The organism is Rhizobium sp. 01N424 (assembly GCF_056399485.1).
The window spans coordinates 247,843-263,374 of record NZ_JBFTRK010000004.1 but is presented as its reverse complement, the minus strand read 5'-3'; the positions used below and the strand labels follow the sequence as shown (position 1 = coordinate 263,374).

General features: G+C 62.5%; 4 protein-coding genes. 3 read left to right on the top strand and 1 reads right to left on the bottom strand.

What is annotated here, in order from left to right:
* The first annotated feature begins 114 nt into the window (after positions 1-114).
* The gene (gene putA / locus AC1DNK_RS13895) at positions 115-3,813 is read left to right on the top strand and encodes a trifunctional transcriptional regulator/proline dehydrogenase/L-glutamate gamma-semialdehyde dehydrogenase (RefSeq protein ID WP_477941648.1); all 3,699 of its coding nucleotides are present in this window, start codon (positions 115-117) and stop codon (positions 3,811-3,813) included.
* Positions 3,814-4,135: 322 nt separating this feature from the next.
* Positions 4,136-4,813, top strand: coding sequence for a response regulator (locus AC1DNK_RS13890; protein WP_477941647.1), 678 nt, complete (start codon positions 4,136-4,138; stop codon positions 4,811-4,813).
* Here AC1DNK_RS13890 and AC1DNK_RS13885 read toward each other — a convergent pair.
* Positions 4,810-6,216, bottom strand: a complete 1,407-nt coding sequence (locus tag AC1DNK_RS13885) for a sensor histidine kinase (protein WP_477941646.1) — start codon at positions 6,214-6,216, stop codon at positions 4,810-4,812. The genes AC1DNK_RS13890 and AC1DNK_RS13885 overlap by 4 nt on opposite strands.
* 317 nt (positions 6,217-6,533) lie before the next feature.
* Between AC1DNK_RS13885 and AC1DNK_RS13880 the strand changes: the two genes are divergently transcribed.
* The gene (locus tag AC1DNK_RS13880) at positions 6,534-15,470 is read left to right on the top strand and encodes a peroxidase family protein (protein ID WP_477941644.1); all 8,937 of its coding nucleotides are present in this window, start codon (positions 6,534-6,536) and stop codon (positions 15,468-15,470) included.
* Positions 15,471-15,532 lie beyond the last annotated feature (62 nt).

The window sequence follows — 15,532 nt, the reverse complement described above, 5'->3', positions numbered from 1 at the left end:
CATTTATGCTAGATTGCCGCTGCCGGTGGTTTGGGGCATGGGCGCACGCGCCTTGTGTATCGAACAGACGCCGGCAGTTGCCGTTCAAACAAGTCCCGCTGCTAGGATCCCGCAATGCTCAACGCCGCTGATAACGCACCAGGTCCGGATTCCAATTCGCCATTTGCCGAGTTTGCGCCGCCGATCCGCGAGCAATCGGACCTGCGCAAGGCCATCACCGCCGCCTACCGGCGCCCGGAAACGGAATGCCTGCCGCCCCTCGTGGAAGCAGCCCGCGTACCTGCGGACCTGAAGGCCGCCGCCCGTGATACCGCGCGCAAACTGATCGAGGCGCTGCGTGCCAAGCACAAGGGAACCGGCGTCGAGGGCCTGGTGCAGGAATATTCGCTGTCGAGCCAGGAAGGCGTTGCGCTCATGTGCCTCGCCGAAGCGCTGCTGCGTATTCCCGATACTGCCACGCGCGATGCGCTGATCCGCGACAAGATTTCCGAAGGCGACTGGAAGTCGCATGTCGGTGGCGGACGCTCGCTGTTCGTCAACGCGGCGACCTGGGGACTTGTGGTTACCGGCAAGCTGACATCGACCGTCAACGACCGCAGCCTTGCCGCCGCGCTGACCCGGCTGATCGCCCGCTGCGGCGAACCGGTGATCCGTCGCGGCGTCGATATGGCGATGCGCATGATGGGCGAGCAGTTCGTCACCGGTGAGACGATCGACGAGGCGCTGAAGCGCGCCCGTCCGCTCGAAGCACGCGGCTTTGGTTACTCCTACGACATGCTGGGCGAGGCAGCGACGACGGCAAAGGATGCCGACCGCTACTACCGCGACTACGAGAAGGCGATCCACGCGATCGGCAAGGCATCGGATGGCCGTGGCGTCTACGCCGGCCCAGGCATCTCGATCAAGCTCTCGGCCCTTCACCCCCGCTATGTCCGCGCCCAGTCAACGCGCGTGATGACCGAGCTTCTGCCGCGCGTTCGCGAACTGGCGCTGCTTGCCCGCAAGTATGACATCGGCCTCAATATCGATGCCGAAGAGGCCGATCGCCTCGAACTTTCGCTGGACCTTCTCGAAGAGCTCAGCCTCGACGCGGGGCTGAAAGGCTGGAACGGTCTCGGCTTCGTCGTTCAGGCCTATGGCAAGCGCTGCCCCTTCGTTCTCGATTACATCATCGATCTCGCCCGCCGCTCCGGCCGCCGGATGATGGTGCGCCTCGTCAAGGGCGCCTATTGGGACGCCGAGATCAAGCGCGCCCAGCTCGACGGCCTGCCTGACTTCCCCGTCTATACGCGCAAGATCCACACCGACGTTGCCTATGTCGCCTGCGCCCACAAGCTGCTGGCCGCCACTGACGCCGTGTTCCCGCAATTCGCAACGCATAATGCCCAGACTCTGGCGACCATCTATCAGCTCGCAGGCCCGGACTTCCAGATCGGCAAATACGAGTTCCAGTGCCTGCATGGTATGGGCGAGCCTCTTTATGACGAGGTCGTCGGCAAGCAGAATCTCGACCGGCCCTGCCGCATCTACGCGCCCGTCGGCACGCATGAAACGCTGCTCGCCTATCTGGTCCGCCGCCTGCTGGAAAACGGCGCGAACTCCTCCTTCGTCAACCGCATCTCGGACCCCAAGGTTTCGGTCGATGACCTGACCACAGATCCGGTCGATCTCGTCGAAGCCTTCACGCCCATTGGCAGGCCGCATGATCTCATCTCCCTGCCGCAGAACCTCTATGGCGCCGAGCGCGGCAACTCCTCCGGCATCGACCTTTCGAACGAGACCGAACTGGCCCGCCTTGCCGGCAACCTCCTTCAGACGACCACGCAATCCTGGCATGCCACGCCGCTTCTGGCCGACGGCTCGGTGGATGGCACGACAAGCCCGGTTCTCAATCCGGCCGATCATCGAGACGTTGTCGGTCAGGTGACCGAAGTGGAGATCGAAGCCGCCGCCAGGATCGCCAGGCTTGCTGCTGATGGCGCCAAGCAATGGGCGGCAGTCCCGCCGGCAGACAGGGCAGCCTGCCTCGATCGCGCCGCCGATATCATGCAGTCGCGGATCGAGCCGCTGATGGGCATCATCATCCGCGAGGCCGGCAAATCCGCCGCCAACGCCATCGGCGAGGTGCGCGAGGCGATCGACTTCCTGCGCTACTATGCGGAACAGGCTCGCCGCACGCTCGGCCCGTCGCATGTGCCTCTCGGCCCGATCGTCTGCATTAGTCCATGGAACTTCCCGCTGGCGATCTTCACCGGCCAGGTCGCCGCAGCGCTGGTGGCGGGAAACCCAGTTATTGCCAAGCCTGCGGGCGTCACCCCGATCATCGCCTTCGAAAGCGTCAGGATCCTGCATGAGGCCGGCGTTCCGCGCGCAGCGCTTCAGTTCACCCCGGGCAGCGGTCGCCTCGGTGCCGCGCTGATCGACGCGGAAGAGACGGCCGGCGTGATGTTTACAGGTTCCACCGGCGTTGCCCGGATGATCCAGGCGCAGCTTGCCAACCGTCTCTCGGCGTCGGGCAAGCCGATCCCGCTGATCGCCGAAACCGGCGGCCAGAACGGCATGATCGTCGATTCCTCGGCGCTTGCCGAACAGGTCGTCGGCGACGTCATCGCTTCAGCTTTCGACAGCGCCGGTCAGCGCTGCTCGGCATTGCGCGTGCTCTGCCTGCAGCAGGACGTCGCTGACCGCACCCTGACCATGCTGAAGGGCGCCCTCCAGGAACTGACGATCGGCCGGACCGATCGCCTCAGCATCGATGTCGGCCCAGTCATCACGGCGACCGCAAAAGGCGATATCGACGCTCATATCGAGAAGATGAAGGCACTCGGCTGCAAGGTCGAGCAGCTGCCTCTGCCGGAGACAGCTGACCTCGGCACCTTCGTTCCGCCGACCATCATCGAGCTCAAGAAGCTGTCGGATCTGGAGAAGGAAATCTTCGGGCCGGTTCTTCACGTTGTCCGCTACCGCCGCGAAGATCTCGATCGCCTGATCGACGATATCAACGGCTCCGGCTACGGCCTGACATTCGGGCTTCATACGCGTCTCGACGAGACGATCGCCCATGTCACCAGCCGCATCCAGGCCGGTAATCTCTATGTCAACCGCAACATCATCGGCGCGGTCGTCGGCGTCCAGCCGTTCGGCGGCCGTGGCCTGTCGGGCACCGGCCCGAAGGCGGGCGGTCCGCTCTATATCGGCCGCCTGGTCCAGAAGGCGCCGGTGCCGCCGCAGCACAGCTCCGTTCACACCGATCCTGTCCTCGCTGACTTCGCAGTCTGGCTATCGGGCAAGAGACGGGCTGACGACGCCGAAGCTGCACGCGAGCTCGGAAGCCTGTCGGCCGTCGGCCTTGAGAAGGAACTTGCCGGTCCTGTCGGCGAGCGCAACATCTATGCGCTTCATCCGCGCGGACGGGTTCTGCTTGCACCCGAGAGCGAACGTGGCCTCTATCGCCAGCTGGCGGCCGCGCTCGCCACCGGAAACCAGGCCGTCATCGACGAAGCCACCGGCCTTCGCGCCGCACTGAAGGACATTCCCGCAAGCGTCGCGGCGCGCGTCTCCTGGACTTCGGACTGGAACGAGGATGGCCCCTTTGCCGCAGCCCTTCTAGAAGGCCGCGCAGAGCGCATCCGGGCGCTCAACAAGGCGATCGCCGCACTCGATGGACCGCTTGTCCTGGTGCAATCGGCGACGGCCGCCGAAATCGAGAGCGATATCGAGGCTTATTGCCTGAACTGGCTAATCGAAGAGGTCTCGACCTCGATCAACACGGCCGCCGCCGGCGGCAACGCCAGCCTGATGACCATCGGCTGAGCGATAGGAAATACTTGCCCGGACATCTGCCCGGGCAAGTTGATCTATTCCGGCAATTTCAGCCTTTCAATTGCCCGGTCTGGGTGGCCTCGACATCATCGATTTTGGCCGCTGCAGCGCACGAGGCGGCGACGCGGCACATGACGGATGCGGCGTGACCGCCAGCAATACACTCAATATTTCCTAAAATTCTACAAATACAACCAGATTTACTTCAATAATAAATCGGGTGATTAATCACTATTAGCTACGACTATGGAAATAGTCAGAATGACCTAGGTGGACATGGAATTATTTTACGAATACTAATTGCGCAGTTACTATGAACAGGACGCGTATGATGAGTCCGATCTCGGTAGTAGTTATTGACGACCACCCGTTAATGGTGGCCGGACTGACGGAAATTCTTGGAAAGAATCCGGAATTTACTATCGCAGCGACCGGCACATGCGCAGACGATGCTTTGGATATCGGCCTGAGACTGGCACCCGATGTGTTTGTCGTCGATCTGATGATGCCAGGCAACATCTTCGACGTGATCGCGAAACTGGTCGAAAAAATCCGCACCAAAATACTGGTTTTTACAGCAAACACGGGTAGCGATTACGCGGTACGTGCGCTCAATGCCGGCGCGAGCGGCTATGTTCTCAAGGGCAGCAGCATTCAGGAACTTGTCCAGGCGATCGGCGCCGTGCATCGCGGCGACATGTTCATCACCCCCGCCTTTGCCTGCAAGGTCATCGAAGAGCTCAAGATCGCTTCGCTGCGCAAGAAGGCCGGAGCGGATTTGAAGCTCAGCATCCGCGAGGGGCAGATCATCGGCATGCTTCTGCGGGGCTTCACCAACCGGCAGATCGCAATCGGCCTTAAGATCGGCGAGAAGACCGTCAAGAATTACATGACGATACTGATGCAGAAGCTGAATGCCCGAAACCGGCTGGAAGTGCTGATCGCCGCACAAAAGCTGGAGGGTGCCGGCGATTCCATTCCGCGGCACTAGATACTGTTGCCCTCCATCGGCACGGTTACCCGAAGCTCCGTTCCGGACACCGGCCCCGGCCGGATATCGACATGCCCCCTGAACGCCGCGACGCGGTTGCGAATGCCCTGGAGGCCGAGCGGACGCCGGCGATCCGCGGCGTTTTCAGGTGCAATTCCCGGGCCTTCATCGGCAATGGTGACGACAATTTCGGACATATCGGATGATGCCGACACGCGCTGACCGCGGCCGCCCCCGTGGCGGAATGCATTGTTGAGCCCTTCCTGCACCACGCGATAAAGACAGATTTTCAGCGGATGCGCGACGCGCTCAGGAAGTATCCCATAAGCTGATGCGACCTTCGATCCAGTCGCATATTCATGCTGCTCGACCGCCATCTGCAAGGCGGCCTCCAGTGGCATGTGCTCGATCTCTGGCACGACAAGATCAGTCGATAGCTCCCGTAGATCGGTCAGCACCAGACGCGCGATATGAACGGGTGCAAGTTCGGCGCCTTTGATCTCCGGCACACGTTCAAGCGCAGCCTTCGGCAAGTCAGGACTCGCCGCCGACCCGCTCAGCTTGAGAATGAGTAGGCTGAGCAGCTGAACGGGACCATCGTGCAGATCGGCGCCGATCCGGTTGAGAAGCTGCTCGTTCGATTGCGTGGCATCCATGCGGGACCGGTCCGCCGCTTTTCGAAGCTCGGTATTCTGCTCGGCCAGCGCCTGCGCCTCGGCTAGCTGCGTCTTCAACACCGCGCGCTGACCGGCGATCGTCCTGCTGGCCCGCCGGACGATCAGAAACAGCAGCGCCATGATCGCCAGCGACGTCGTACCGACGATAACCCATGTATGGCGCTGGACTCTGTTGCGCTGAACGACGAATTCGCCGGCTTCCTCATAAAGCTCGCCGACGGCGATAATGTCGCGCGTGCCGGGCCGGTAGATGGGGGCGTAGATTTCGATGAGAGGCCGGTGAGTTGCCGCAGGACCATCGTCCTCTCCGTCGTCGTGGCTGTCCTCGAGTTGCGCCACGACCCGCCCCTTGTAGGCGCGCTCGATATCCTCCGAGGGAAAGGTCTTTCCAATCAGCGATTTGTTGGTGCTGTAGATGACGAGACCATCGTGGCGCCATATCCGGAAACCCTCGACGCGCCGGGCGAGATCCGTACCGATCAGCAGCTCATCCAATTCCTCCTGGCGGGCCAGTGAAACCTGAGGATTGTCGGCATTTCCATCGATATGCCGGGCGAGAAAGCCCTCCATGTAGAGAGCCCCGGATTCGGCCCGGCTTCTCAGCTGGTTGGCGGCGATCTGTCCGCTCAGCCATTCCCCCAGCAGCGCCATCGAACCACAGACGACGATGCCCGCAACAATGAGAAATTGCCGCGTGACATCAAGGCCTTGCCAGATGCCGGACATGCCCGGCCCCCCGCCTTCGGCATTCTTCCTGCCAGGGACGTAAGTCACATTTATTTGCGGGTCAAAAGTCCCGCCCCCTCAAAGACCAAAGTCTCTAGATGTCCCCGGACCTATGGAACTATTCCGTGGCCTCCCCCCGAGACATCATCCGATCATCGCAGATAATGCCGATCGGTTTCTACTGGATTCTTTCGGGGCGCAACTTTGCGCTCCGAGTAAAAAATCCTGAGACCCGGCTTGATCCTGCGAATTCGTTGTGGGGCGCAAGCATTGCCGAAACGATAATCGTTTCCCGTGCAATCAGAGGGGAGAGTACCATGGTCACCTATATCCGTTCGGATCTCGATTTCATCCTGGCACAGATCAAGATTGCAGAGGCGCACGCTGCGGGAACGCCGCTCTATGGACCGGGTGGCCTGATCCCTGCTTACAACGTGGCCTGGGGGTTGCGCACGGTCGATGGATCCTACAATCACCTCCTGCCTGGCCAGGAAATGTGGGGCGCCGCCGGCGCAGAGTTTCCCGAGCTGATGTCTCCGAGCTACCGGCCCGCCGATGGCACGGTCTTCGATCCAGATGGTCCGGGCGGAGTCCCGGCGATGCCGACGGCTCCCAACTACAACCCGTCGAACAATCCCGGTTCCCTCGTTTTCGATGCAAGCCTCCGCACCATCTCGAACCTGCTCGTCGATCAGACGCTCGGCAATCCGGCCGCAATCCTGACCGCACTTGAGCGGGCCGGCGCCGCCAGCCCGATGACCGATCTTCCCGCAGTCACCGCGATCTACCAGACATTCAAGCCGGCTTCAGACGCCGAGTACCAGGCGCGCGTCGTCATGCAGAACGCCAAGACCGCAGCCGATGCGCTTGGCGACGGTGATCCCAACACGCCTCCGACCTCCGAAGAGCAGGCCGCTCTGGACACATTGGCGAATGCCACGGCAGCGCATGCCGCGACGGTGACGGCTCTGGAGGCTGCCCGCGAGGTGCGCGATGCGGCACTTGAGCCCTTCGGCATCACCATGCAGGGCGACAACGTCTATCTTCCTGCCGTCGCGCCGGATGAAGGCCTTTCGGCACCGTTCAATTCCTGGTTCACCCTGTTCGGCCAGTTCTTCGATCACGGCCTCGATCTGATCAACAAGGGTGGCAGCGGAACAGTGTTCATCCCACTGGCAGAGGACGATCCGCTCTATGTCCCAGGCAGCCATACGAACTTCATGGTGCTGACCCGCGCTACGGTTTCGCCCGGCGCGGACGGCTTGATGGGTACCGCTGACGATATCCGCCCTGTCAACACCACGACCTCCTATGTCGACCAGAATCAGACCTACGCTTCGCATGCGTCGCACCAGGTGTTCCTGCGCCAGTATCAGCTCAATGCGGCAGGCGATCCGGTTGCAACGGGCAAGTTGATCGAAGGCGGCAACGGCGGCATGGCCACATGGGGCGAGGTCAAGGCTCAGGCCAAGACACTGCTCGGCATTAACCTGACGGACGCCGATGTCGGCGCCGTGCCGCTGCTGCGCACTGATCCCTATGGCAATTTCATTCCCGGCGCGAACGGCTTCCCGCAGATCATCCTGGGCATCGGCGCGGATGGTATCCCCAACACGGGCGATGACGTCGTGCTCGAAGGTAATCCGGCAGCCAATGGCGGTCTCGGCGTTTTCACGACCGGCGCCATCCGCACCGCCAGCGCGTTCCTCGCCGACATCGCCCATGAGGCCGTGCCGATCGGCAAGATCGCCGATGGTGACATCACCATCGGTCTCGGCAACCCGGGCAATGGCGATACCGAATATGACAACGAACTGCTGGACGCCCACTTCATCGCCGGCGACGGCCGCGTCAACGAGAATATCGGCCTGACCGCCGTCCACCACGTCTTCCATGCCGAGCACAACCGGCTTGTCCAGCATACGAAGGACACCGTTCTCGCAAGCAACGACCTCAACTTCATCAACGAATGGCTGGAAGTCGATCTGGTTGCTCTGCCGGCGGCCGGGCAGATCGCATCGCTCGTCTGGGATGGCGAGCGCCTCTTCCAGGCGGCCAAGTTCGGCACCGAGATGCAGTACCAACATCTCGTCTTCGAAGAATTCGCCCGCAAGATCCAGCCGAATATCAACGTGTTCCTGGTGCCTGACGGCTTCGATACGACCATCGACCCGTCGATCGTCGCCGAATTCGCCCATGTGGTCTATCGCTTCGGCCACTCGATGCTGACCGAATCGATCGATCGCTTCGACCCGTCATTCAACGAAGACCATATCGGCCTGATCGAGGGCTTCCTCAATCCGCTCGCCTTCGATGGCGGCGATACCGGCGTTGCCCATTCGATCGGCGACGACGTTGCGGCTGGTGCGATCATCCGCGGCATGACCCGGCAAGTCGGCAACGAGATCGACGAATTCGTGACGACGGCGCTGCGCAACAACCTGCTCGGCCTGCCGCTCGACCTTGCGACGATTAACCTCGCCCGCGGCCGTGATACCGGCGTGCCATCGCTGAACGAGGCGCGGCGGACCTTCTACGAGGCCACCAACGAGGACGCGCTACTCAAGCCCTATGAGAGCTGGGTCGATTTCGCCGGTCACCTCAAGCACGAGGCATCGATCATCAACTTCATTGCCGCCTATGGCACACATTCACTGATCACCGGCGCAGACACGCTGCAAGAGAAGCGCGACGCCGCGCTGACAATCATCACCGGCGTCTCGACCGGCGGCTTCGCCGTGCCGCTGGACCGGCTCGACTTCCTGAACGCCACAGGCGCCTATGCAGGCGGCGCACTGGGCGGCCTTGAAAACGTCGATCTCTGGATCGGCGGCCTTGCCGAACAGATCATGCCCTTCGGCGGCATGCTCGGCTCGACCTTCAACTTCGTCTTCGAAGTGCAGATGGAAAAGCTGCAGAACGGCGACCGCTTCTACTATCTGCAGCGCCTCGACGGTCTGCACCTCTTCGGCGAAATGGAGAACAACTCCTTCGCCGCGATGATCATGCGCAATACCGACGCCACGCATCTGCCGTCGGATGTATTTTCCACGCCCGGCCTCATTCTCGAGGTCGATCGCACCAAGCAGTACAATCCCGGCCTTGGTGAAGATGCAGGTGCTGACGGCATCCTGGAGGACGATCCGAATACGGTGGCGGATGAGAGCGCCGACAACCGCGGCGTCGATCCTCTTGGCACCAGCCTGCTGACCCCACTCGTCATCCGTGACAATCCGGCCACCGCGGGCGTCGATACGAACTATCTCCGCTACACCGGCGGCGACCACGTCGTCCTCGGCGGCACCGAAGGAAATGACACCCTCATTGCCGGCATCGGCGACGACACGCTCTTCGGCGATGCCGGCAACGACCGGCTGGAAGGCGGCTTCGGCAACGACATCATCAATGGCGGCGACGGCCACGATATCATCGTCGACAGCGGCGGCGACGACAATATCAAGGCCGGCAAGGGCCATGACGTCGTGCACGCCGGCCCCGGCCTCGACCTCGTGATGGGCAATGACGGCCAGGACTTCATCTTCCTCGGCACCGACATGGGCTCGGAAGTCTTCGCCGGCACCGGCAACGACTTCATCTACGGCAACAAGAATGCCGAACGCATTCTCGGCAACGAGGGCGACGACTGGATCGAGACCGGCACCTTTGACGGCGCACCTGGCGACAATTTCGACGAAATCTTCGCGCATGACGGCATCAACGGAAACGACGTGTTCCTCGGCGACGGCGGCTTCGACGAGTTCATCGGCGAAGGCGGCGACGACATCATGGTCGGCAGCGCCGGCCGAGGCAAGATGGCGGGCATGTCCGGCTTCGACTGGGCGACCTACAAGGACAACACGCTCGGGGTAAACGCCGACTTGTCACGCCCGATCGTCTTCGACGAAGCGCCGACACTGCCGCAGAACGCGGCGCTCGACGAGTATGAGTCGATGGAAGGCCTCTCTGGCACCCGCTTCGCTGACGTGCTTGGCGGCACCGAAGACGTGGCGGCCGACCGCGCCAGCCTCGCCAATGGCGGCACCAGCGGCTACCTCGGCAGCACGCTCGACGCGCAGGGCATCGCCCTGATCGCCGGCCTGCAGGCGGTGCTCGGCGCCGGCGTCACCTCCTTTGCGGGTGGTGACATCATCCTCGGCGGCGATGGCAGCGACCGCATTCAGGGTAATGGCGGCGACGACATCATCGATGGCGATAAGTGGCTGAACGTCCGCATCGGCATCATGAGCGGGTTCGATGACAACGGTCCCACCGGAGCAGAAATCGCCGGCAATCCGAACATCAAGAGCATGACGAGCCTCGTCACGCTTGTCGTCAACGGCGCGTCTGTCACCAAGACGCTCGCCGCGTGGATGTTCGAAGGCCGGATCAATCCCGGCCAGCTGCAGATCATCCGCGAAATCACTACGACGGGCGCGGACAACGTCGCCGATACCGACACCGCCGTCTTCCGCGGCGACCGCGGCGAGTACGCCTTCTCGGCCACCACGGACGGGCAGGTCATCGTCACCCACGCCGTCGAAAACGCAATTGATGGCAGCGACCGGCTGCGTAACATCGAGAAGGTGGAATTCGCCACGGGTGGCGCACTCAACATCATTGTCGGGACGCCTTACAGCGACAATGGCCTCGCCCCACAGGGGGCCGCTCCGCTCAATCAGCCGGTACTGAACGGCACGGCAACGGACGACCTGATCCTCGGCCTTGCCGGCTCCGATGTGCTCAACGGCAATGGCGGCAACGACATCCTGGTTGGCGGCGCCGATGGGGCGGTTGCGGCTCTGACGACTGTGACCTTCCAGGATAACTTCAACACCAGCAGTTTTACCAACTCCAACGGACCCAACGGCAATCCCGCGTGGACGACGCCCTGGACAGAAACTGGCGACAGCACACCCGGCGGCCCAGCGACAGGCAGCCCAACGACGGGCCAGATTCGCCTCGATGATGGGCAGGACAATCTACGGTTCAATGCCGGGGATGGCGGCCAGATCCAGCGCACCGTCAACCTCGCCGATGCAACTGCTGCCACTCTGGCCTACACCGTGGGCCGCAGCACCGGCAACAACAGCCTCGACGGCGCACCAGACGACGACGCCGTCAGGGTCTATTTCTCGCGGAGCGGTCTTGAGGCCGACTTCGTCTTGGTCGACACCATCAACAGCACATCGTCAACAGCGGCGCGCAATATAAACCTTGCGGGTCCCTTCACGGCGAATGCTGCGATCCGCTTTGTCACCAGCGCGCTGGAAGGGGGCGAGTTTGTCTCGATAGACACCCTTGCTATTACCCGCACCACGGTCGGCACTGGTGCGGTTGCCGGCGACACGCTCAATGGTGGCATCGGCAACGACACCTACTCCTTCAGCCTTGGCGACGGCAACGACGTCATCAACGAAGCCGGTGGCGCGGGCGCGGGAACGGCAGACAAGATCTCGATCCTGGCACCGAGCACAGGCGTTGATGTCGATGGCCTGCCGATCCTGACCATCAATGCACTGAATGCCTTCGATAGCAGCCCGACTGACGCGAACGGCAACCTGGTGATCAATTACACGCTGCCGACAGGCGTGCAGCAGTCTATCACCGTGAACGGTCACTACACCGGCAACGTTGCAGAAACCGGCGTCGAGCTCATCAACTTCAACGGCGCCTTCTTCAACGGCTACCAGCTGGTGGGCGACTATGCCATCAGCCGGGCAGACCCGGCAGGCGGCGCGCGCACGGTCAACCTTTCAGCCTCGATCGTGAACAACTTCATTGCCGGCGAAGACGGCGACAATGACGCGATCACCGGCGGGAGCGGCAACGACCTTATCTTCGGCGGCGGCCAGGGCGATGACCTCGTCGGTGGTCTCGGCGACGATCTTCTGGTTGGCGGCGCGGGCGACGATGATCTCGACAACCGGCTCAATGCGGCTCTCGACGACTTCGAAGGCGCGATCGGTGCCGACACCATGGTCGGCAGCGCAGGCAACGACACCTACGGCGTAGACGACCTGCTTGACGTCGTGGTGGAAGTTGCAGGCGAAGGCACGGATACGGTCGAGACTTTCCTCGCCGACCTGTCGATCGCGGCGATGGCCAATGTCGAAAACCTCGCCTTCCTCGGCGCCGATGCCAGCCAGTTCGTGGGCACCGGCAACGCGGGCAACAATGTCATCACCGGTGGCGACCTCAACGATACGCTGAGCGGTCTTGCCGGCAACGACACCCTCAATGGCGGCCTCGGCGCCGACACCATGATCGGTGGCGAAGGCAACGATACCTATGTCGTCGATGACGTGGGCGATGTGGTCAACGAGAGCACCGGCCTCGCGGCCGATGTCGATACCGTCCAGTCCTCGGTCAGCTTCACCTTGGCAACAGGAGTCGAAAATCTCACACTGACGGGCGCCGACGCCATCAATGGCACCGGCAATGCCGGGGTGAACACGCTCATCGGCAATGACGCCGACAATCAGCTTTTCGGCGGCGGCGAAAACGATACGCTGACCGGCAATGACGGCAACGACGTGCTCGACGGCGGCACCGGGAACGACACGATCAGCGGCGGCGCCGGAAACGACACCGTTATCGGCGGTGCAGGCAACGACACGATCGATGTCGGCACCGGTTTCAACCGGATCGTCTACAGCGCTGCCGGTTTCGGCAACGATACGATCAACAGCTTCGATGCCGATGGCGGCCTGGCCACCAACCAGGACAAGATCGACCTCAGCGCTCTCGGCGTCACGGCGGCCAACTTTGCCACGCGCGTCGTCGAAACGGCCGTGACCGGTCCCGCCGGCAGGTTGCTCACGATCAATGATGGTGCGGGCAACACTCTCGGCACCATCCGCATCAACAACGTCACCGATGCGCAGATCGACGTGAACGACTTCACGCTCGCGGCCGCAGCACCCGCAAACTTCGGCAACGCGACGGCTGGCGCCGACACGATCACCGGCAATGCGGCTGCAAACAGCATCAACGGCCTTGGCGGCAACGACACCTTGAGCGGTGCCGGCGGGGACGATGTGATCAATGGCGGTGAAGGCGCCGACACGCTGAACGGTGGCGACGGCAACGACACGCTGACCGGCGGCACGAGTGCTGCTTCGGTGAACAATGTCGACAATTTCGATGCTGCCGGTTTCGGAAATTCCAACGGCACGACGAATTGGGGTCCCGATTGGGTCGAAACCGGCGACAGCGGCGGGGTGACCACCGGGCAGATCCGTATCGACGCCGGTGCAGCCCCGGGCAGCAACGCGCTACAATTCATCGGCGGAAACGGCAATGATTTCAACGGAGCGCAAATCCAGCGCAGCGTCGATCTCGCCGGGGCGACCGCAGCCACGCTCAGCTACTCGATCGTCGAGACTGGGCTGGATGCGGGTGACGACACCATCGGCGTGTTCTTCTCCCGTGACGGCGTGACCTTCGTCCAGGTCGATACGATCAACGACGGAACGAATACCGTGCCGACAAGAACGATCGACCTCAGCCTGTTTGGCAGCGGCCCGTTCACAGCCAACGCAGCCGTTCGCTTCGTCGCCTCAAGCCTGGAAACCGGCGACAGCGTCAACATCGACGCTCTGACGATCAACGCTACCGGCAGCTTCGGCGTCGATACCATCAATGGTGACGCCGGTGACGACACCGTCGTCTGGAATGCCAATACCGCCGGGGCCACCGATGGCCGCGACATCGTCAACGGTGGAACGGAAGGAACGGCCGGCGATACGTTCGTGATCAACGGCAATGCCTCCGCGGAGACCTACACGATCTACACCAGGGCAGCCTGGCTGGCGATCGCAGGCAATGTCGCCGCAAACCTCAACGCCGCGACCGAGATCGTTGTCACCCGCAACGGCACCAGCAATGCGTCCGTCATCGCCGAACTCAACGAGATCGAAGAAATCCGTCTCAACGGCGTCGATCCCTCGGGCGACGGCACCGCGGGGAACGACAGCTTCAGCATCGTCGGCGACTTCTCGACAACCAGCCTGCGCCTCAACACGATCACCATCGACGGCGATGCCGGAAATGACACGATCGATATCTCGGCGCTCGGTTCCGCACACCGTATCGTCTTCCGCTCCAACGGCGGCAACGACACGATCATCGGCACGCTGCGGCCGCAGGACGTCATCGAACTGGCCGCCGGCACCACTGCCGACGACTACGAGATCACGACCGGTGCCAACGGCGTGACGACGATGACCAATGGCGGGCACAGCATCCAGTTCACCAGTGAAGGCGGGCTGCCGCAGTTCAACGGCGATGGCACGACGGCCGAGGAAGAAGAAGACGACACGCCGGCACCGAACCCGCCTGCCCCGACGCCACCAGCCGCAACGGCAGGGGCGACGATAGCAGGCACTGCAGCCGCCGACGTGCTTCTCGGTACGGCCAGTGGTGAAACGATCGTCGGCTTTGCAGGCAATGACGTGGCAACCGGTGGCGCCGGGGCCGACATCATCCGCGGCGATGACGGCGACGACTTCCTCAATGGGGAAGGCGGAAACGACATGGTCTTCGGCGGCGCCGGAAATGACGACCTTCTGGGTGGCGAAGGCAACGACATGCTCTATGGCGATGCCGGATCCGACCGCGTCTTCGGCGATGCCGGCGACGACATGATCCGCACCGGTGCCGGTAACGACACCGCCCATGGCGGCAGCGGCAACGACCTGTTCGTCGCCGAAGCAAGCGATGGCGACGACACCTACTATGGGGATGACGGCAGCGACACGCTAGATATGGCGGCGATCACCGCCAACCTGACCGTCGATCTCGGCAGCGGCTACATGGGCCGGGGCAGCGCATCGAGCAGCCTGTCGGGCAACGATACGCTGTGGGGCATGGAGAATGTCGTCACCGGCTCCGGGGCCGACACGATCACCGCCAATGCTGCCGTCAATATCATCGATGGCGGAGCCGGAAACGACAAGTTCGTCTTCCTCTCCGAAAAGGATGCCGACGGCGACACGATCATCGGCTTCCAGCCAGGCGACAAGATCGACCTCAGCGGCACCGACGCCAATGGCGGCGTTGCCGGGAACCAGGCCTTCACGCTGGTCAACGGTTCGGCGCTGACAGGTGCCGCCCAGCTGATCGTCACGCATGAGGTCCGGGCCGATGGCGACTACACAGTCGTCCAGGGCAGCGTCGATGCCGACAGCACCGCCGAACTCCGGCTCAACATCAAGGGGAACCACAACCTCACCGCTTCCGACTTCAACCTGTAACCCGCGACGTCAGGTGTGCCGGCTCCTCCGGCACGCCTGACAGCCCAACAACAGCACGAAGT